General features: G+C 42.6%; 14 protein-coding genes. 10 read left to right on the top strand and 4 right to left on the bottom strand.

What is annotated here, in order from left to right; translation table 11 throughout:
- Position 1 precedes the first annotated feature (1 nt).
- From FPL17_RS08890 to FPL17_RS18765, 5 genes are all read left to right on the top strand, one after another.
- The gene (locus FPL17_RS08890) at positions 2–3,091 is read left to right on the top strand and encodes a multidrug efflux RND transporter permease subunit (protein ID WP_159884585.1); all 3,090 of its coding nucleotides are present in this window, start codon (positions 2–4) and stop codon (positions 3,089–3,091) included.
- Positions 3,088–6,195: an efflux RND transporter permease subunit gene (locus FPL17_RS08885; RefSeq protein WP_159884584.1), complete on the top strand. Its 3,108-nt coding sequence runs from the start codon at positions 3,088–3,090 to the stop codon at positions 6,193–6,195. The genes FPL17_RS08890 and FPL17_RS08885 overlap by 4 nt, the downstream gene beginning before the upstream one ends.
- A gap of 9 nt (positions 6,196–6,204) precedes the next feature.
- A complete protein-coding gene (locus tag FPL17_RS08880; protein WP_159884582.1) occupies positions 6,205–7,611 on the top strand; it encodes an efflux transporter outer membrane subunit in 1,407 nt (468 codons plus the stop codon).
- Positions 7,612–8,004: 393 nt separating this feature from the next.
- On the top strand, positions 8,005–10,470 hold the full coding sequence (locus tag FPL17_RS08875) for an acyl-CoA dehydrogenase (protein WP_159884580.1): 2,466 nt from the start codon (positions 8,005–8,007) through the stop codon (positions 10,468–10,470).
- 215 nt (positions 10,471–10,685) lie between these two features.
- Positions 10,686–10,796: a hypothetical protein gene (locus FPL17_RS18765; protein WP_085942822.1), complete on the top strand. Its 111-nt coding sequence runs from the start codon at positions 10,686–10,688 to the stop codon at positions 10,794–10,796.
- A gap of 85 nt (positions 10,797–10,881) precedes the next feature.
- Here the strand turns inward: FPL17_RS18765 and FPL17_RS08870 are convergent, their stop codons facing one another.
- Positions 10,882–11,577, bottom strand: a complete 696-nt coding sequence (locus FPL17_RS08870) for an alpha/beta hydrolase (protein WP_159884578.1) — start codon at positions 11,575–11,577, stop codon at positions 10,882–10,884.
- A 203-nt stretch (positions 11,578–11,780) separates the two neighbouring features.
- On the opposite strand from FPL17_RS08870, the gene FPL17_RS08865 reads away from it, so the two are divergent.
- Positions 11,781–12,665, top strand: a complete 885-nt coding sequence (locus FPL17_RS08865; protein ID WP_159884576.1) for a helix-turn-helix transcriptional regulator — start codon at positions 11,781–11,783, stop codon at positions 12,663–12,665.
- Between the two features lie 82 nt (positions 12,666–12,747).
- Here the strand turns inward: FPL17_RS08865 and FPL17_RS08860 are convergent, their stop codons facing one another.
- Positions 12,748–13,425, bottom strand: coding sequence for a hypothetical protein (locus FPL17_RS08860; protein WP_151714850.1), 678 nt, complete (start codon positions 13,423–13,425; stop codon positions 12,748–12,750).
- A gap of 46 nt (positions 13,426–13,471) precedes the next feature.
- Positions 13,472–15,643, bottom strand: coding sequence for a TonB-dependent siderophore receptor (locus tag FPL17_RS08855; RefSeq protein WP_151714849.1), 2,172 nt, complete (start codon positions 15,641–15,643; stop codon positions 13,472–13,474).
- A gap of 448 nt (positions 15,644–16,091) precedes the next feature.
- On the opposite strand from FPL17_RS08855, the gene FPL17_RS08850 reads away from it, so the two are divergent.
- From FPL17_RS08850 to FPL17_RS08840, 3 genes are all read left to right on the top strand, one after another.
- A complete protein-coding gene (locus FPL17_RS08850) occupies positions 16,092–17,183 on the top strand; it encodes an amidohydrolase family protein (RefSeq protein ID WP_159884574.1) in 1,092 nt (363 codons plus the stop codon).
- Positions 17,170–18,012 (top strand): SDR family NAD(P)-dependent oxidoreductase, encoded by an 843-nt coding sequence (locus FPL17_RS08845; RefSeq protein ID WP_159884572.1) that lies wholly within the window; start codon positions 17,170–17,172, stop codon positions 18,010–18,012. Before FPL17_RS08850 ends, FPL17_RS08845 begins: the two co-directional genes overlap by 14 nt.
- A 339-nt stretch (positions 18,013–18,351) precedes the next feature.
- A complete protein-coding gene (locus FPL17_RS08840) occupies positions 18,352–20,052 on the top strand; it encodes an NAD-dependent malic enzyme (RefSeq protein WP_159884570.1) in 1,701 nt (566 codons plus the stop codon).
- Between the two features lie 42 nt (positions 20,053–20,094).
- Here FPL17_RS08840 and FPL17_RS08835 read toward each other — a convergent pair whose 3' ends face one another.
- Positions 20,095–20,517, bottom strand: a complete 423-nt coding sequence (locus FPL17_RS08835; RefSeq protein ID WP_004654809.1) for an Lrp/AsnC family transcriptional regulator — start codon at positions 20,515–20,517, stop codon at positions 20,095–20,097.
- A 225-nt stretch (positions 20,518–20,742) separates the two neighbouring features.
- On the opposite strand from FPL17_RS08835, the gene FPL17_RS08830 reads away from it, so the two are divergent.
- Positions 20,743–22,017 (top strand): Glu/Leu/Phe/Val family dehydrogenase, encoded by a 1,275-nt coding sequence (locus tag FPL17_RS08830; protein ID WP_167515363.1) that lies wholly within the window; start codon positions 20,743–20,745, stop codon positions 22,015–22,017.
- The last annotated feature ends 60 nt before the right edge of the window (positions 22,018–22,077 follow it).

The following is a 22,077-nucleotide window of genomic DNA, read 5'->3' as shown; positions in this document are numbered from 1 at the left end:
TATGAATATTTCCAGATTCTTTATTTTACGACCCGTTGCCACCACTTTATTGATGTTGGCACTGTTTTTTAGTGGTCTATTGGTTTGGCGTTTATTACCCGTATCAGCATTGCCACAAGTCGATTATCCGATTATTCAGATATACACCTTTCAGCCAGGTGCAAATCCAGACACGGTACAGCGAACCATCAGCTCACCTTTAGAACGAGAAATGGGCAAAATTGCAGGTTTGAAGCAAATGTCTTCGAATAGTTCGGTCGGTGCGTCGGTGATCACCCTGCAATTTGAGTTATCTGCCGAGCTGGGCATTGTCGAGCAAGAAGTACAGTCAGCTTTAAGTACTGCAAGCAGTAAATTGCCCAATGATTTACCCACACCGCCAATCTATCGCAAAGTGAATCCTGCCGATGTGCCGGTGATTACGCTTGCGATTAGTTCTGACAGTTTGCCACTAACCACGGTCTATGACATGGTCGATACCCGAGTGGCACAAAAGCTGTCGCAGCTCTCTGGGGTGGGGATGGTCAGTCTTGCTGGCGGGCAACGTCCTGCGATCCGTGTGCAGATGAATCCAGCTGCTTTGGCAGCGTTTAAGCTCAGTGCTGAAGATGTGCGTGCAGCTATTTCTGCCGCCAATGCCAATCAGCCGAAAGGGAGTTTTGATGGGCCTTTTCGATCGACCATGCTCGATGCCAATGATCAGATGCGTTCGATTGCTGATTATGAAAACCTGATTTTACGTTGGAATAATGGCGCACCGATTCGCTTAAAAGATGTTGCACAGGTGCTTGAGGGCAGTGAAGATCGCTATATGGCTGCATGGGCAGACAGTCAATCGGCTATTTTGGTGAATATCCAGCGTCAGCCCAATGCCAATGTGATTGATGTGGCCGATCAGATCAAAAAAATCCTACCTGAATTACAACAAAACCTACCCGACAATGTTCATATTCGCGTCCTGACAGACCGAACGGAAAGTATTCGTAGCTCGATTAAAGATGTGCAAAAAGAACTGGTCTTCGCCGTATGTTTGGTGGTGTTGGTCACCTTCCTGTTTTTGCGTAACTTTGCAGCAACTTTGATTCCGAGTATTGCCGTACCGCTGTCGATTATCGGCACTTTTGTACTGATGTATTTCCTTGGTTTCTCGGTCAATAACCTGACTTTAATGGCATTAACCATTGCCACAGGCTTCGTGGTAGATGATGCCATCGTGATGCTTGAAAATATTGCACGACATCGTGAGTCAGGTGAAAGTATGTTGCAAGCGGCATTGAAAGGCTCTAAAGAAATTGGCTTTACTCTAATTTCTTTGACGATTTCCTTGATTGCAGTTTTGATTCCTTTGCTCTTCATAGGCGATGTGGTCGGACGCTTATTCCATGAGTTTGCGGTGACACTGGCAGTTGCGATTGCACTTTCATTGCTCGTTTCGCTGACTTTAACCCCAATGATGTGTGCCTATTTACTCAAAGATGCACCGAAGCATGCAGAGCAGCCGAGTCGATGGAGTTTGGATCGAGTCATTCAGCACTATGCGAAGTTGTTGCAATGGGTACTTCGACACCAAGTGCTGACCTTGATGGTGATGTTAGCAACAGTGCTACTGGCAGGGCTGCTGTATTGGTCGATTCCTAAAGGCTTTTTCCCAGTACAGGACAATGGTGTGATTCAGGTGGTGACTGAGGCCCCTGACCAGATTTCATTTCAGGCCATGAGCGAACGTCAACAAGCTTTGGCCGAAGTGATTTTAAAGGATCCTGCGGTTGCCAGCTTATCTTCCTTTATTGGTGTGGATGCCAATAATCCGAAGTTAAGCAATGGACGTATTTTGGTGAATTTAAAAGCACATGCCGAACGTGCACCAGCTGCGGAAGTGATGGCACGACTGAATGAAAATTTTGCACAGGTACATGGCATTAAAGGTTGGATGCAACCCGTACAAGAACTCAGTATAGAAGACAAAATTAGCCGAACCCAATATCAGCTCAGTGTGACAGCACCGAAAAATCAATTGGTTGAGGAGTGGACACCTAAACTGGTTTATGCATTGCGTCAGCAGGCTGCATTTGCAGAGGTGACCAGTGAAGATGCAGGGCAGGGTTTACAAGCCTATATTGAGGTTAACCGTGATGCGGCAGCACGGTTGGGTCTAAGTGTTGAAGACATTAGTTTGGCTTTGCAAAACCTATTTGCGCAGCGCCAAATTGCAACTTTATATACGCAGTCCAATCAGTACCGCATTGTTTTAGAATTAGACCCAAAACTCACCCAAGGTATTGAGGCTTTAAACCAGACCTATATTCACAACAACCAAGGACAGCCGATTTTATTGAGCTCTGTTGCTACGATTGTCGAAAAACATGCGCCTATTCTTTTACAGCAACAGTCGCAATTTCCTGCCGTTGGGATTTCTTTTAATTTAGCCAAGGGGGTGTCTTTAGGAGAAGCGATTAAGGTGATTGAGCAGGTTAAACAAAGTCTTGAGCTACCGCCAGAGCTACAGGTTCAACTGCAAGGAGCAGCAGCAGCCTTTGAAAACTCACAGCAACATACCTTCTGGTTGGTGATTGCAGCGATTGTGACTATGTATATTGTGCTCGGCATGTTGTATGAGAGTTTTATTCATCCCGTGACTATTCTTTCAACCTTACCTTCTGCCGCGATAGGGGCATTACTGGCTTTGTTCATAGTGGGCCAGCCGTTGGACATGATTGCACTGATCGGGATTATTTTATTGATCGGTTTGGTCAAGAAAAACGGCATCATGATGGTGGATTTTGCACTTGTGGCGCAACGGAATCAGGGGTTGTCGGCTGAGCAAGCCATTTATCAGGCTGCTTTATTACGTTTCCGTCCAATTCTGATGACCACATTGGCCGCAGTAGTGGGTGCAATCCCGCTGATGCTGGCTTCGGGTTCTGGGGCTGAACTTCGTCAGCCACTTGGGTTGGTGATGGTCGGTGGTCTATTGGTCAGTCAGGTGCTCACCTTATTTACCACACCCGTGGTGTATCTGTTTTTTGATCGCCTGCAAGCCAAGCAACCCGATGCAAACCTGCTTTCAGATCAGACAGGAGCATCGCAATGACGTTGCTGTCTGTGTTTGTACAACGTCCAGTGGCCAGTGTACTGCTGGGGATTGCGATTGTTCTGCTCGGTATATTGGCCTATTTGCGTTTGCCTGTTGCGGCATTGCCACAAGCGGATATCCCGACCATTGTGGTGCGTGCCAATCTGCCTGGTGCCAGTCCAGAAAGTATGTCTGCAACAGTAGCAACCCCCTTAGAGCGTGCCATGATGGGGGTATCCGGGGTTAAGGCGATTAATTCATCCAGTAATCAAAGTTCGACACAGGTGGTTTTACACTTTGATTTGAATACCGATATTAATGAGGCCGCGCGTGAAGTTCAGGCTGCGATCAATGCGGCAATGTCACAGCTACCTGCAGGCATGCCGAGTCCGCCTGAATATTTCAAAATCAACCCGAGTCAAAGTCCGATTTTTTATTTGGCACTCAGCTCAAAACAACTTTCAGCGGCAAAGCTATACGAAATTGCATCCAATCAATTGCAACCGAATTTGGCGCAGATCAGTGGTGTCGGTGAAGTGTCGATTGACGGGGCTTCCATGCCTGCCGTGCGTATCACCATCAATCCAACGGCTTTAGTTTCAATGGGCATATCTCTTGAACAGGTACGACAGGCTGTTGCGAAAAGTAATGTGGTGCAGGCATTGGGCGTGGTGGAGCAACAGCAATTACGTTGGCAAGTGGCACTTTCTACAGAATTAAAGACTGCCCAAGATTTTGCCGATCTGATCATCCGACACACCGATCAAGGGGCTGTTCGCTTAAAAGATGTTGCAGAAGTGCGTGATTCGGTTGAAAACCGCTATGTCAGTGGTTTTCACAATGGGCAGCCTGCGGTGATTTTAAAAATTAGCCGACAGCCCAATGCCAATACTGTGGCGACCATTGACCTGATTAAAGCCAAATTGCCCGTTCTAAGAGAATTGATGCCACGTGATGCGCAATTGACTGTGGTGATGGATGGCTCGACTATTGTCCGTAACAGTTTAGAGGAAGCAAGGGATACCTTGTTTTTATCCATGTTGCTGGTGGTCATCGTTGTGGTGCTGATGTTGGGGCGGCTGCAAAGTGCGGTGATTCCCGCAATGGCACTACTGGTCACTTTAATTGGCGTATGCAGTCTGATTTATTTGGCTGGCTTTTCACTGAATAACCTGTCGATTATGGCGATCATCGTGGCGATTGGGTTGGTGGTGGATGATGCCATTGTGGTACTCGAAAATATTGAACGCTATATTGAACAAGGTGATTCTCCCGCACAAGCGGCGGTAAAAGGCATCCAAGAGGTTGGCTTTACCTTGATTGCCATGAATCTGGCATTGATGGTGATTTTCCTCTCAGTGCTGTTTATGGGCGGTGTGATTGAGCGTTTATTTAGAGAGTTTTCACTCACACTGGTGTTTGTGGTGGTGTTATCAGTCTTTGTGTCCTTGATCTTAACCCCCAGCTTATCAGCACGCTGTTTAAAACCTCTATCTCTTAATAACCCCCCGAGGTTGTATCGTTATAGTCATGATCTGATTCAGGGGCTGACCCAGTCTTATATTCGCTCTCTTCATTGGGTACTCAAACATGCTTATCTGATTGTAGTGCTGTGGCTGGCGGCAATTATTGCTTCAGTTTATCTCTATAATTTATTGCCTAAACGTGTTTTGCCTGAACAAGACACGGGGCGAGTTGGTGCTTTTATTCGTGGCGATGATGGCTTTTCTTTTCAGATTATGCAGCCGAAGATTGCCGCATTTAATCAAGCCTTACTCAAAGATCCTGCAGTACAGGATGTGGTGGGTACTTCTGGTGGCGGTGGTGGTATGACCAACTCATTTTTAATGGTCAGTCTCAAACCAAAAGCTGAACGGGACGGCCTAAGCTCCAAACAAGTGGTCGAGCGTTTAAAGAAAAATGCACCTTGGCAGGCGGGGGCAGTATTCTCCGCAGATGTCGAACAAGATTTGGAATTGGATGATCCTTTTTCCAGTGGCAATGCCCAAGAATATTTATTGCTACTGCAATCTGACAATGTGAGCTTACTGCGTGAATGGGCACCCAAAGTTGCAGATGCCATGCGTAAACTGCCTGAGTTTGAAGAGGTGGAAACACAGGGTGATGAAGGTGCGCAGCATGTTACTTTGGATATCGACCGTGAAGCTGCAAAACGGTTGGGCATTGATATTGAAAGTATTTCCAGTGTTTTAAATAACTCCTTTTCGCAACGGCAGATTTCCACAATTTATGATCGCAATGATCAGTTCTATGTGGTGATGGAAGTCGACCAACGTTTTACCGAACATCCAGAAGCCTTGGCGGATGTGAAAGTGCCAAATCAACAAGGGGCATATGTGCCTTTAAGCAATTTTGCCACGTGGAGTTACGGCATTAGCAATGATCGGGTTTATCGCCGTAATCAATTTGCTGCCATGGGTGTTGGCTATGTGGTGAAGAAAGGCTATAGCTATGAACAGGCCGATGCTGCGATTCGTCAGGTCTTGCCAAAGATCATGCTGCCAAAAGAAATCTTTGTGATGACAGATCGCGATGTTGAAACTGAAAGTCTACAGGCAGGTTTGAGTACGCCTGCTTTGATTGCGGCTGTGATCGTGCTGATTTTTATTGTCTTAGGGATTACTTATGAAAGTATTGTGCATCCTTTTACCATTTTATCCACCATTCCGACAGCAGCTCTGGGCGCTTTACTCAGCTTATGGTTGTTTCAGATTCCGTTTAGCCTGATAGCCTTGTTAGGCATCTTTTTGCTAATCGGGATTGTAGTGAAAAATGCGATCTTGCTGATTGATTTTACTTTGCAGCAACGACGTCAAGGTCACACCGATTTAGACAGCATTATCGCTGCGGCAACATTGCGTTTTAGACCGATTTTAATGACCAATACCGCAGCTTTACTGGGTGCCATTCCTTTGGCACTTGGTTGGGGAGAAGGCTCGGAAATGCGGCAACCACTGGGGATTGCCATTGTTGGCGGATTGGCACTGGGTCAATTGTTAACCTTATATACCACCCCTGTGATGTATCTCATATTTGAAAAATTCGCTCAATTCTTGAATCGCTTCAAACTGCGATTGAATATCTTGCGTTGGAGTAAATAGGAAGTCGCTATGAAAAAAACAGTTTTTACACTTTCTATGGGTCTCGCAGTGACGATGCTGCTCACAGCATGTCAGTCGTCCAGTACCTTTAAGCCTGCAGCCTATCAGCAGCCGGTGATTCAGAGTGCTGCACAATATAAATATGCAGATTTGCAGTGGATTGAAGCTTCTAAGATAGCAGCGACACCGCAGCAATGGTGGGAGATGTATCAAGATCCGATCTTATCTAAACTGATACAGCAATTGGATCAGGATAACCTGAGCATCCAACAGGCCCAAGCCAAGTATCGCCATGCCATAGCACTGTTGGATGGGCAACGTGCTAATGCGCTTCCTAGCATCAGCATGGGCGGCAATGCCAATCAGACTGAAACCAAAAACGCTGGCAAGAGTCGGCAATTCGGTGCCAATGTCGCAGTGAGTTGGATTCCTGATCTTTGGGGGAGAGTTGCAAAAGCAGTGGAAGGGCAACAGGCCAACCTACAAGCATCTGCTGCAGATTTGGCTGCCATTCAGCTGAGTCAGCAACTGCTCGCAGCAGAGGCCTATTGGAACATTCGTTTGTTCGACGCCAAACTGGATGTGTTAAATCAAACCCAGCAAAGTTATCAACGATCTGTGCGTATTTTACAGCAGCAATACCAAGCAGGCATGATTGCACGGGCTGATGTGATTCAGGCTGAGACCCAACTTAAACAAGTCGGGCTACAATTGTTAGAGCTACAACGTAGTCGTGATTTACAAGAAAATGTGTTGGCAGTCTTAGTTGGACGCAATGTGGCGGACTTTAATTTAAATAAAAATCACTATCAATTTAGCACCCCTCAAATCCCGACCCAAATTCCAAGTCGTCTTCTGGCACAACGCCCCGATGTGATTCGTAGCGAACGCGAATTGGCAATGACACATGCGCAATTAGGCTTAGCACAAACTGCTTGGTTACCTGATTTGACCATCAGCTTGGATAGCAGTGCCAATAGTCAGGTCTTTCATAGTTTATTGCAGTCACCCAATACCGCATGGTCAATGGGTGCAAAAGTCTTAGGCACATTGTTTGATGGGGGGAAAAGACAGGCTGATATTCAACAGGCTCAAGCCAATTATGATGAAAAGCTTGCTGCTTATAAGCATTCAGTTTTAACAGGTTGGAAAGAGGTGGAGGATGGTTTGCTGCAAACAGGTCATTTCCAGCAGCAGATCGTAGCGCAACAGCAACTGCTTAAGCTGTCGATCGAAAATGAACGGGTTGCCAAGCAGCGTTATCAAGCTGGTTTGGTCAGCTATTTAGAAGTCGCGACAGCACAGAATCTGCGTTTGAGTACAGAAGAACGGTTATTGGAATTACAGCAATTGCATCTCAAAAATTCAGCGCAATTGGTGGCTGCATTGGGTGGTGGGATGAATTCTTCATCTTAAATTGAATGGCATTATTAATCATTGCAGCTATTCATATTCAATTTGAATGGCGTTTGGATCGCTGCAATTTATTTATTAAATTCGAAAGATACTGCTTGGATTATTATTTTTTTGCTTTGTAACATTACAAAGAATCGTGATTGATGATTTTATTTTTGGTTTTTTGAGGGGAAGGATTCCAATTTTTTAGAGCGGTATTCTATTCAACTCATGATTTTAATTTTTCGGTATCATCTGAATGCCTTTGTGTAAATTTTAGTAGTTAATCAAGCAAATAGCGCTTCGATATGTAGAATAAAAAATAGCCATTTTATTAGAGAAAGACGTTCATCATAAATTAATTTAGATCTTTCTTATTTCATCTTCATCCCAATCTGAGATAACGGAGCAAATATGATTGTATTATTGATATTGCTTGGCCTATTGATTCAGTTAGTTGTGGTATGGGCTGTTTTTTATTTTGAAGCCAATCGAACTGTTGGCTGTCTTGTTTCCATTGTCGTTGCCATTCTGTGTAGTGTGTTGATCACACCGTGGAGTCTGTTACTGGGCATTCCGATTATTCTCGCGAGTGTGATTGTTTTGATTGCACCATTACGTGATGCTTTGGTGAGTCGACCTGCGTTTAATATTCTCTCAAAAGCAATGCCGAGTATGAGTATCACCGAAAGAGAAGCCTTGGAAGCAGGGACCAGCTGGTGGGAAAAAGAACTATTTATGGGGGCGCCTGATTGGGAAAAGTTTGATCAATATCCTTATCCAACTTTATCCGCAGAAGAACAGGCATTTTTAGATCATGAAGTACAACAGCTCTGTTCCATGTTAGATGAATGGCAGATTCATCATCAAGAAAAAGACTTACCGCCAGAGGTTTGGCAATTTATTAAAGATAACGGCTTTTTAGGTTTGATTATTCCTAAATCATTCGGTGGCAAGCAATTTACACCGTTTGCACAAAGTCGAATTATGAGCAAAATTGCGTCTCGTTCCTTAACTGCTGCAGTCAGTTGTATGGTACCGAATTCGCTTGGGCCAGGTGAGTTACTGCTGCACTATGGTACCGAAGAGCAAAAGCAACGCTATTTACCCGGATTGGCAAAAGGGACAGAAGTGCCTTGTTTTGGTTTGACCAGCCCTGAAGCTGGGTCAGATGCAGGGGCGATTCCTGATACGGGTGTGGTTTGTTATGGGCAGTACCAAGGTCAGGAAGTTCTGGGTCTAAAAATGAATTTCTCTAAGCGCTGGATTACGCTGGCACCGATTGCGACCGTGATTGGTTTGGCATTTAAGCTCTATGATCCAGATGGCTTACTTGGTGATAAAAATAAAGTGGAATATGGCATTACCTGTGCCTTGATTCCTGCTGACCATGAAGGGATTCAGATCGGCCCTCGACATAATCCAGGCGCACCGTTTATGAATGGTACGGTTGAGGGCAGTGATGTCTTTATTCCATTGGACTGGATTATTGGTGGGCAGCAAAATGCAGGTAAAGGTTGGCGTATGTTGATGGAGTGCCTAGGCGTGGGTCGAGGTATTTCACTGCCGGCTTTGGCAACGGCCGGAGGAGAAATGAGTTATCTGTTGGTCGGTGCATTTGCCAGTGTTCGCCAACAATTCAAAATCTCGGTTGGACATTTTGAAGGCGTACAAGAGGCGACCAGTGATATCGCCAGCGATGCCTATATGTTGGAATCATTTCGTTATCTCGTGACTTGTGGTTTAAACCAAGGTGGAACGCCTGCGGTAATGACTGCAATGGCCAAATACTATGCCACTGAAACCATGCGTAAAGTGGTCAATCACGGTATGGATGTGGTCGGTGGTCGAGCGATTCAATTGGGACCACGTAACTTCCTTGCGCTGACTTATCAATCCATTCCTGTGGCGATTACCGTAGAAGGGGCCAATATTCTGACCCGCTCATTGATGATTTTTGGTCAAGGCTCAATGCGTTGTCACCCTTATTTATTCGAAGAATTACAGTTATTGCAATCGGAAGATAAGGCATCTGCTTTCAAAACTTTTTCTCCTTTACTATTTAAACATTTGGCTTATACCTTTAATCGAGCGGCGAGAGCAGCAGCATATTCGATTACGGGTGGTTCGGATAAAGGCTCTCAACAAGCAGACGATTTTTCCAAAGCGTATTACAGCAAAATCAACCGTTTCAGCGCTGATTTTGCATTGACTGCGGATATGGCACTTGGAATTTTAGCAGGTGATTTAAAACGTAAAGAAATGCTGTCTGGTCGGTTGGCTGATATCCATTCCAACTTATTTATTGCTACGGCAATTTTGAAATACTATGAGCATGGTCAAAGAACTGAGGCCGAACAGAAACATGCAGAATTGGCCCTCAATAAAGCTTTATATCAAGTGCAAGAAGCGTTCTTTGGCTTCTATGATAATTTCCCAATGAAGCTTGCTGCGTGTCTAGTCAAATTGCTGTGCTTCCCATTTGGACGTCCAATTGCAGCACCATCGGATCAGTTGAAGCAAGAGGTGGCTCAGCTAATCATGCAAGAACATGCGTTTCGAGATCAGTTGAAGCAACATGTTTATTACAACACCGATGCTAACGATGTGATGGGACGTATGGAATCTACTTTTCAGGCATTATTGCCACTACAACCGTTGTGGAATAAGTTTAAAAAGGCAGAATCGAAAGATCAGTTTAGAGGTTTGACCTTTGAGGAACATATTGCTGATGCGATTGAGACAGGTTTCATTACAACTGCTGAAGCAGAGTCACTTGTACAATATAACGCTAAACGTTATGACAGTATGTTGACGGATATTTTTGATGCACATTTAGACAAGGAGTTGCCGCTGGATAATCCGCATCTTAAAACCTGATTGTTTTTAGTATCTCGAAATTAAGATCGAACAGTCCTGAATATATTGATGATGGTATTGTCCACGTTTTAATAATATTTGGGACTGTTTTCATAACAGTTCCAATTTTTCCATGCTTATCTGTTATATTTTTTTTAGAAAATTCTGTGTCTTTTTTTTGTCTGTATCTTATTGCACTATAGCAGCATGAGTTGAGCAAAGCCAAAGGTGCCGATATGAGTTTTTTGAAAAAAAAGAATAATGCCAGTTTTGTATTCTTCATCATTACACTGTATGCATTCCTCGGATTCGGTCTAGGCTACATTATCTGGGAATATGTTTTATAAGCAGCAACTTCTGTGTTTTGTTCAAGCAGCGTTAAGGCAGATAAATAGGGAATAACATTATTCCCTATTTGCTAGAGCATTATATTTATTTTGCAAAAAATGTAGCAGCTTCAGTAATTAAGGCAGCCACTTCTTTTGGTTGTGAAGCCAATGAAGCATGACTTGCATTTAAAGAAATCACTTTTTTAGCATTTAAACGATCTGACATCACCGCTTGGTTTTCTGGGCTAATCATTCGGTCTTGAGTTGAAATTTGATACCAAGAAGGTTTGGTTTTCCAAGCTGGGGTAGAAATATTGTCGCCAAAAGTACTGGCTAAAGGTGCTTTTTGGGTAACACCCATGGCAAAACCTTCATCTTTACTCAGGTCTTGGCAGAAACTTTCGTGAAATTTATCTACTTTTAACCAAAGATAACCATCACTATCTGGTTCTAGGTTCGGCGCTGCCACAGGTAAATGTTGTTGGGTAATTGCCCCTGGGCTTTCATTGCTATCTGGCGCAAAGGCGGCAATATAAACCAAACCTACGACATTTGGATGGTTGCCTGCTTCGGTAATCACTGCTCCGCCGTAAGAATGACCCACCAAAAGTACATCACCATCCACTTGGGCAATCATTTTTTTGGTTCGTTCAACGTCATCTGCAAGAGAGGTCAATGGGAGTTCGACGGCACGTAGGGCACTATACCCCTGATGAGAGAGTTCAGTAATCACTTTAGTCCAATGGGCTGCACCGCCCCAAAAACCATGTACGAGAATAATGGTCGGTTGAGTACTCATATTTATCTCCTAGCTGAACGCTATTGTGTTGAATTTTATAAGCTTAAGAAGGGAAGGTTGACTGTATAAGAATGAGAAAGAGGTTGGTCGATTTTTATACTATCGAAATCTTCTAAAAAAGATTATTGGTGATTTGTTCGGCTTGTACAATAACTGAAACGCCAATGTTTTTGCAGAAACACTTTTGAGGACAGACGAGCAAAATGAGTGATGAGCATGCTTTAACAGATATCTTTTTTGATATTTATCGATTTGCTGAGATATCGGGTGAAATCTACGGTCTAGAAAACTTTTCGCAGCAGAAAAAAATAAATTTTCATGCTCAACATGCCTATATCCACATTATTCAAAATGCGAGTTGCAGACTTAAAATTAAACGGCTTAATCTTAACCTGATCTTAAAGACTGGAGACATTGTTGTCTTGCCAACGAAGCTTGAGCATTCGATTGAAATCGTAAGTGGACAAACAATGGAAGTATCTGTGATTAGCTGTATTTTTCAGCTGAAAGGAATCTATGGCGAGGCGATTGCGGAAGGATTGCCGACTTATATTCATGTACCTTCACATCACGAGGCCGAAAAAATTGCAGAATGGGTACCCATGACCGTTGCTGCAATCAAGCTTGAACTTGAACACCCCGCACTTGGCAGTCGAGTCATGTTGTCTCGAATCATTGATTTATTGTTGGTCTGGTCGATACGGTTTTGGTTAGCAACGGAGAAGATTGAACATCAAAGTTGGATTTCTGCATTACGCGATCCAATCATGAGTAAGGCATTATCATTGATGCATGCGCAACCTGCTTATGAATGGGATGTAAATTCGCTTGCCCAACTCACTAAACAGTCTAGATCTAGTTTTTCCAAGAAGTTTGTTGAGTTGGTTGGCGTACCTCCGATGCTGTATTTAAAAAATTGGCGGATGAAATTGGCCTGTCAGTTGCTTAAAGAGACTGATAAAAATATTGCACAAGTTGCTGAATTAGTGGGTTATTCATCCCAAGCTGCTTTTAGTCGTGCTTTTGTGCAAAGTTTTGGTTGTGCACCAAAAACGTTTAGGGCTGCGGTAAGTCAGGAAGTATTTTAGAGTATTCGAGCAAATGCATAGATGGGAATTTGCACTGATGCAGAGTGAACTGCATCAGTGCATTGAAATCTAAGTTGGGATTTTACTTATTTAGAGACCATTGAATCGCAGCATCAAATAGTTTCAAGCCATCCTCAGACAGATTGCTAAAGGTCTCATTATTGAGAAAAAACATCAGTCGTTTTGCAGGTGCTAGCGACTCATAATCCATAGTTGCACCTTTTTCATAGCCCCAGATTGCGACTTTTTCAGGTTGCCCATAAATGGTTGCAATGATGGTTGCACCGAGTCCTGGTTTGCCCCAACTCATTGGTGCTTGTGCTTTATAGACGTTGTGAGTCCCCGCAGAAAGATGTGCAGATAGGGGATGCGGTGCATTTACTAGCCATAAGTAACGTTCTTTCTCCACTTCACCAAAATCAGTGTCAATCCGTTTACCAGTCATGGCCAGATCATCGAGATAATCATTTTCCCATGTCATCAGCGGAATCGGCAGTTGTCGCCAACCCGATTGCAGATTTTTGGATGCTACTGTTGAAGAGATAATCACGAGATCCGTGTTTTTTAAACTGCTGGGGGAAGCAGACTGATCGAGTAGCTCAACCTGATAGCCCTTGCGTTGCAAGTAATTTTGAATCGCAACATCGGTGGCAAAGGAAGTCCCTTTAAGCTGCGAAATCAGGGCAATCTGTGTTTGGGCGTAAACAGAGGATGTCCATGTACTAAGGATCATCGTCATGATCGTAAGAATTTTTTTCATATTGATCTCAAAAGCGCAGTAATGAACTTACTGCGCTGATCCTCTATTAGAATTTAAAAGTGGCACGTAATACCGCTTGACGAGAATCCCCTTGAGACACCGCCAGATTATTAACGCTGGCCGTATAGTAGGTTTTATCAAAGATATTATTTAAATTAAATTGAAAATTAACCGCTTGTTTGGCAATGGTGGTGTCATAACTGACAAAGGCATTGGCCAATGCATATTCAGGCAGGTCAAAGGTATTCTCTGAATTTCCAGCACGTTTTCCGACATAATTACCGCTTAGCCCTAAACGTAAATTGCCATGATAAAGTTCGCCATAGTTATAGGCCAATGCGAGTGAAGCTGTATCTCGTGCCACATTGTTCAGGCGATTACCTTGCAAACCGAGCTCATCTTCGGTGACTTTGGCATCGGTATAGGCATAGGTTAGGGTCGCATCAAGCTGATCAGTGAGTCGTCCTGTGAGATCGAGTTCTGCGCCTTTGGAACGGACTGCGCCTGTGGTATGCAGTTCAACTTCATTGCTCGATGGGTTGGTTACTTTGGCTAAAACATTACGCTTTTTAATATTGTAAAGTGCAAAGTTGGCTTTAATACGGTCATTGAATTCGTATTTCGCACCGACTTCATAAGATTTGGCTTGTTCAGGTTTAACGTCTGCATCAATGACTGCATTGCTGCCTAAAGGTGCAATTGAAGATGATGGTTTGAGAGATTCGGTATAGCTACCATAGAAAGACAGCTGATCATTCCATTGATAGACTAAACCTGCATGTGGGAGCCAAGCATCATCATTGGTATTGGTATTTTCTTTAAATGGTCTGCTACGCCCAGCAGTCTGTTGATAATGTAAGTAACGCCCACCGAGTACGGCAATCCAATTTTCATTTAAGTGAATTGCATCTTGCATATAAAAACCATAAGTATGCAATTTATCGGTTTGGTCGCTATCGGATGCAACGATATTTTTAGACGCTTCAACCATTCCAAACTTTGGATTTAAATAATCTAAGGTTGAGCTATCACCACGAACCATATCTGGACGGAAATATTTACGATATTCAATGTCTGAACCAATTTGAATATCATGTTTCAAACCAAGTAAATTGACCGAACCATTGAGATAGGCTTGGGCATTACTGTCTACACTTTCTGCATTTAAGGTGGCATCGGTACGACGCTTCACGGTGTGGTTCTTGCTATTTAACGACGTGACACGTAACTGGTTGGCATCATAGGTTTCATAGTTATAGCTATAGCCTAAGTGAGCAGACCAGTTATCATTAAGCTGATGATCAACCAATAGTTGTGCCAAATGAGATTCACCTTTCATTTGGTTAAAGGTTTCATCTAAGCGTTGATATTTAGAGATCGGTAAAGCTTTTTGGGTGTTGGGATCAAAAATAGTGGAACGATCAAAAGGGACGTCAAAGTCACGATATTGATAACTTAAATTGACTTTGGTCTGACCATTATCCCAACCCAATGATGGTGCAATTAAAGTCTGTTTAAGATTCCCGAAATTACGCCAGTAGTCTGCATCGGAATGATCGGCAATAAAACGATAGGCAAAGTTACTGTCACTGATTGCACCCGTAGTATCTAGACTTGCACCTAAACCATTTTTACCTGCGGCGAAGCTTGAACCATAAACTGAAAATTCAGTTTTTTGCGTCGTTTCAGGTTTTTTGGTAATGACATTGACCACACCGCCTGGGTCCATAATGCCGTAAAGTAAAGACGCAGGACCTTTTAATACTTCAACCTGCTCAACTGCAGCATTCATGGTGCGACCTTGCACAATTGGCATGCCATTCACGGTAATCGAGCCATCACGATTATCCCCAAAGCCCCGTTTCATGACGGTATCTTGAGTACCCCCCAAAGTATTACCCTGAGTAATACCACTAACTTGGGTTAGTGCATTATCCAAGTTTGCTGGCAAATAATCTTTCATATATTGTTTAGACACCACATTTACCGTTTGTGGGCTTTCTAGATTGTTTTGATTGCCACGTAAGGTTGATGCTGTTTGTGCAGCGATATAGCTTGAGGATTGTTCAGCTTGAACATTGATGGTTGCGAGTTGAGTGGGGTGTTCTGATGTTGTTTCTGCCCATGACAGCACAGGTATTAAAGATAAAAGTAATGGGCTGCTTTGTTTTAAAATTTCAACAGTAATAAGGTTTTTGCGCGAGGAAAAAGCAGACATATAGATACCTGATGAGTGCTGTTGGAGCAAGAGAGAGGTAGTTTTAACTAACCTGAAGGTAGGCTAGGACGGCAATAAGGCTGTAAAGTATATTTAAATGAGAATTATTTACAAGAAGTTGGTCGGCGAGAAAAGATCAATAAAAATTAAGCAGTTGATAATGCATTTATTATTTTTAAAAAATGCACATTATTTTTATAAGTTGAGAACGATAGTTTCTTTTAAATTTTTAATAAAGCTATGAAATTAATAGTTATTGTATGAATATAGGCCAACCATTTCTGATATGCAATGAATCATATTCATATCTGAATATTTAAACAAATCATTTTATTCATAATGATTTGTTCAGTAGGCTAAAACAACAAAGCTATTTAGAACAATTAGAGATCGCTATGGATGAGCAGTATTTAACACTTTATGTCTTTATCTTATTTTGAGTATAACAATGACAAGATTAGATTTTGCAATCATCGACCCGCATATCCATCAATGGGATCCTTATCATACACCGCATTCCGCAGCACTATTGGTCAAAGCTTTAGGGAAATATCCTGTTGTCATGGATCGGGTGGTGCGGTTGGTTAAATCCAAACCCTTATTGGATAGTTTAGGTTTAACTACATATGCATTGAATCCCTATTTACCAAAGCATTATCAGGCAGACACTTCGCCATTTTCAGTCGAGAGTGTGGTTCATGTCGAAGCCAATTGGCACCATCACAAAGGCTTTGGCGTGGTTGAAGAAACGGATTGGATTCAACAATTAGATTTTAAAGCACAGGGTTTAAAATTAGGTGCTATTGTTGCAACAGCTGACCCAAGAGATCGAAAATTTAAAGATATTCTTAAAGCACATCAGGATGCGAGTCCGCTATTCCGTGGCATTCGTAAAATGGCGGCTTGGCATCAGGATAGCGGTGTTTATCGTTGGTGTGATCGGCCCCATCTCTATCGTGACAAGAAATTTCTCCAAGGCTTTGAGCATTTGGCAAAAATGGATTTGTCTTTTGATGCTTGGGGCTATTCTACTCAATTAAATGAAATTACAACTCTCGCTCAGCATTTTCCTGAAACACTTATTGTGATTGATCATCTGGCGACACCTGTCGGTTTATTTGGAGCCGTGGGCAAGAAAACGGGAATGACACAATCGCAGCGTGATGCCATTTTTAAACAATGGCAGCAAGATATTGCGGTTTTGGCTGAACAGAAAAATGTCCATGCCAAAATCTCGGGCTTGATGATGCCAGTACTTGGACACACATTCTATAAACTGGGTCGAACAGCAAGTATTGTTGAGATGGTGAGTTTATTGACACCTATGATTCAGCACGCAATCTCAGTATTTGGTACAGAGCGGATCATGTTCGCATCCAATTTTCCGATGGACAAGCCGAACACCCGTTTAAATGACCTAATCCATGCCTATATTCAAATGTTGAGTCCTTATGGTGATCAGGCCTTGCATGCCATATTTAGACAAAATGCCGCCAATTTTTATCAACTTCCTTTAGAGTCATCATATGAAAAGTTTTAATCAAAAAGTCGCAGCAATTACAGGTGCAGGGTCGGGTATAGGTCAACAGCTCGCAATTTTATTGGCACAACAAGGCGCACATTTAGCCTTAAGTGATATCAATGAACAAGGGTTGATGGAAACACAGGCTCTACTTCAGCAATACCCTGTCAAGGTTACACTGACAAAACTAGATGTATCAGATCAAAGTGCAGTACGTGAATGGGCTGCAGAGAGTTTTAAAGCACATGGCAAGATCAACCTGATTTTTAATAATGCAGGTGTGGCTTTAGCGAGTACCGTAGAAGGAATGAACTATGATGAGCTGGAATGGATTTTAAATATTAATTTTTGGGGTGTGGTGTATGGTACTAAAGAATTTTTACCGTATTTAAAACAAAGTGATGAAGGACATATTATTAATATCTCCAGTCTGTTTGGTTTAACCGCACAGCCGACACAAAGCGCTTACAACGCCACAAAATTTGCAGTCCGTGGTTTCACAGAGGCTTTACGCCAAGAGTTAAAAATACAGAATAATGGTTTAAGTGCAACTTGTGTGCATCCAGGCGGAATTCGCACCAATATTGCCAATAGTGCAAGAATGAGTGACAGTATTCGCAGTTTAGGAATGAACCCAGCTAAGGCGAGTCAGGCATTTAATAAGGTTTTAAAGACGCCACCAGAACAGGCGGCTAAAATTATTCTGAATGCAGTTAAAGCGGATAAAGCGCGTATTCTGATTGGGAACGATGCCAAGGTACTTGATTTGATTCAACGTATCACACCAACGCATTATGGGCATGCGCTTAGCTTTTTCACTAAAAAAAGCAAGAAAAAGAAAACCTGATTCACTTTAAGAAACTCATCAAGATGATGTCTGTTGCTTGAAAACAGACATCATCTTTGAGCTTTTATGGGTACTTAAAAGCATCTGCAACGATATCACTACAATAATAGACCTGAGCTGGTGCAAAAATAATTCAAAATATTGCAGTTTAGAACGAAAAATGATCTAAAAAAGGGACTACTATTTATTTTCGAAATAATGATTCACTTTACATGTAACTAGATTATTCGGTTTCTGACCTCGTTTGGTGTAAATTATTGTCCATGCCAAAGTTCTTTTTAAAAGAATTTCAGCAAATAAATTTTTTGTACATTTGAGAGAGAGTCTAAAGAGTAAAGTATGTCTGTGAACCCTAGTAAAATCAAAAAACCTTTATATATTCACTATGCTGGAAACGCTCTTTTAGAACTACCTCTGCTAAATAAAGGCTCTGCTTTTTCTGAAGAAGAAAGAGAGAATTTTAACTTACATGGTCTAGTTCCGTACAATATCGAGAATATCGAAGAGCAGACTCAGCGTTCGTATCAGCAGTATCTTTCATTCGACAACGACTTGAATAAGCATATTTATTTGCGAAATATTCAAGACACCAATGAAACACTGTTCTATAACTTATTGAGTCAGCATTTGGATGAAATGCTGCCGATCATTTATACCCCAACGGTTGGTGAGGCTTGTCAGCGCTTTTCGGATATCTACCGCCGTCACCGTGGTATCTTTATTTCTTATCCAGAGCGTCAATACATCGATCAAATTATCCATAACGTTAACAAGAAAAACGTTAAAGTAATTGTGATCACTGATGGTGAACGTATCTTAGGTCTTGGCGATCAGGGTATTGGTGGCATGGGTATCCCAATTGGTAAATTGTCACTCTATACCGCATGTGGTGGTATTAGTCCTGCCTATACTTTACCGATCACTATTGATGTTGGAACTAACAACCAAGAATTGCTTGATGATCCAATTTATATGGGTTGGAAACAGCCGCGTATCCGTGGTGAGCAATATTATGAATTTGTTGAGCAGATTATTACGGCAGTACGTCAACGCTGGCCAGATGTGCTGATTCAATTTGAAGATTTTGCGCAAACCAATGCCATGCCATTATTGACTCAGTACCGCGACAAAATTTGCTGTTTCAATGATGATATTCAAGGTACGGCTGCAGTCACTGTTGCGACCCTAATTGCGGCATCACGTGCGCAAGGCAAACAACTGAAAGATCAAACGGTTACTTTTGTTGGTGCAGGTTCAGCAGGATGTGGTATCGCTGAACAGATTGTTAGACAGATGATGGACGAAGGTCTGAGTGACCATGAAGCGCGTTCACGCATCTTTATGGTGGATCGTTTCGGCTTGATGACCGATCAACAACCAAACTTACTCGATTTTCAGCAAAAACTTGCCACACCAGTCAATGCAATTAGCACTTGGGAATATACAGGTGAGAATGTTGCTTTGTTGGATGTAGTGAAGAATGCCAAACCAAGTATCTTGATTGGAGTTTCTGGGCAGGCAGGTTTGTTTAGTGAAGAAGTGATCAAAACCTTAGCTAAATATTATAAGCATCCGATTGTATTGCCATTATCGAACCCGACTTCACAAGTTGAAGCACAACCTAAAGATATTATTGAGTGGACGCAAGGTGCTGCAATTGTGGCAACAGGTAGTCCTTTTGCACCGATCTATTATCAAGGCAAGGTGTATAGCATTGCGCAGTGCAATAACTCCTATATTTTCCCTGGGATTGGTTTAGGTGTGATTGCATGTGGCGCAACCCATATCAGTGACTCGATGTTAATGGCTGCAAGTACAGCTTTGGCAGATTGTTCACCACGTTTGAAAAATGCCACAGCGGATTTATTGCCAAATATCAACGATATTCAACAGGTGTCTAAGTTTATTGCCTTTAAAGTAGCAAAAGCTGCTATGGCGGATGGCTTGGCCGTACCGTTGAGTAATGATGTGTTGAAACAAGCGATTGAAGATAATTTCTGGACGCCAGAATATCGTAACTATCGCCGTGTTAGTTATTAATCCATTTCATTTAAAAAGGGACTCTAGCTAGAGTCCCTTTTTTTAGGTCTTATAGGTGGAGAGCAAAATACTGGTTTCACTATTGTAAATCCCTGAAATATTTCGGATTCGCTCTAGGGCTTTATCAAAATTTTCCAAACTATCAGATTGCAACTCGACTAAAATATCCCATTTACCATTGGTGGTATGCAGTCGCTCAACCGCTGACTCTAAGCGTAACTCTCGAATTACCGCCTGTGCTCGCGTACCTTCCACCATGATATTCATCCATGCCCGAATGATATTTTTTTCAGCATTGGGACGGAAACGTACGGTATAGCCCGTAATGATCCCCGTTGATTCCATATATTCAATTCGTTTCTGCACGGTGGCACGAGACACACGTGTTTTCGCTGCCAAGTCGGTAATCGACATCCGTGCATTGTCTTTGAGTAAGCCTAATATAATATGATCGATATTGTTCATTTTGATTCTTTCTATTAGCAAATTGATAAAAAATAATTCATTTTAATCATTATAACGAATTTTGTGAATCAATTTGATTCTTAATAATAATAACAATACAACACCCCAAGCATTTTCACTTCGGCACGAAAGAAGCTGAATGCACATCAGGGAGGATGGGGGTAGGACGCCCTTAAACAAAGGGAATCTGTGAATAACAGGGACAATTGATTAATTAAGGAATAGATGATGTCTTTATCATATGCGGCTCAAAATGGCAGTGCTTGGCAAACTTTTCTCACTCAAGTAGATCGAGTGGCACCTTATTTGGATGCGGACCTCAGTAACTTTGTCAACACACTGAAAACCCCAAAGCGTACGCTTATCGTTGATGTTCCAATCGTGATGGACGATGGTTCAATTCGCCATTTTGAAGGTTACCGTGTACAGCACAATTTATCACGTGGTCCAGGTAAAGGCGGTATCCGCTATCACCAAGATGTTGAACTGAATGAAGTCATGGCTTTATCTGCATGGATGACCATTAAAACTGCAGTATTGAACCTGCCGTTCGGTGGTGCTAAAGGCGGTATTCGCGTTAATCCGAAAGAACTTTCGCCGCGTGAATTAGAGCGTTTAACTCGTCGTTTCACCAGTGAAATCAGTCCAATCATTGGTCCTCAAATTGATATTCCTGCGCCAGATGTCGGCACCAATGCCAATATTATGGGCTGGATGATGGATACCTATTCAAGTATCAAAGGTCATACCGTAACAGGTGTGGTGACAGGTAAACCTGTACATTTGGGCGGTTCACTTGGCCGTGTTCGCGCAACAGGTCGCGGTGTATTTGTAACGGGTATGCAGGTTGCGGAGCGCATTAAATTACCGATTGAGGGCAGTAAAGTTGCTGTGCAAGGCTTTGGTAACGTCGGGAATGAAGCCGCTTATTTGTTTAGCCATGCAGGCGCAAAAATCGTTGCTGTACAGGACCATACCGGTACCATTTTCAATGTAGAAGGCTTGGATGTTAAAGCATTGCAAAAGCATGTCGTTGAAACTGGTGGTGTGATGGGCTTTGTTGATTCAAGCGTGATTTCAGATGAAGAATTCTGGACGGTTGATATGGACATTCTTATTCCTGCTGCATTGGAAGGTCAGATTACGGTTGAACGTGCACAAAAACTAAAAGCCAAAATTGTGCTTGAAGGCGCGAACGGCCCAACTTATCCAGAAGCAGATGATGTATTTGTGAGTCGTGACATTACCGTTGTCCCTGACGTGATCTGTAACGCGGGTGGTGTAACTGTTAGTTATTTTGAATGGGTTCAAGATATGGCGAGTTACTTCTGGACCGAGGATGAAATCAATGAACGTCTTGATAAGTTGATGATCCAAGCCATTGCCGATGTTTGGAATACGGCAGCACAGAAGGAATGTAGCTTACGTACCGCAGCGTATATTTTGGCATGTGAACGTATTCTGAAAGCGCGTAAAGAACGCGGTATTTTCCCAGGTTAAGTCATTTATAAAATTATAGTGAAGGGCTTGTTGAGCATTTAACAAGCCTGAAGATTAAAC

It is taken from the genome of Acinetobacter dispersus (genome assembly GCF_009884975.1).
In the GTDB taxonomy this organism is placed as follows: Bacteria; Pseudomonadota; Gammaproteobacteria; order Pseudomonadales; family Moraxellaceae; genus Acinetobacter; species Acinetobacter dispersus.
This window is presented reverse-complemented; position numbering and strand designations above follow the sequence as displayed.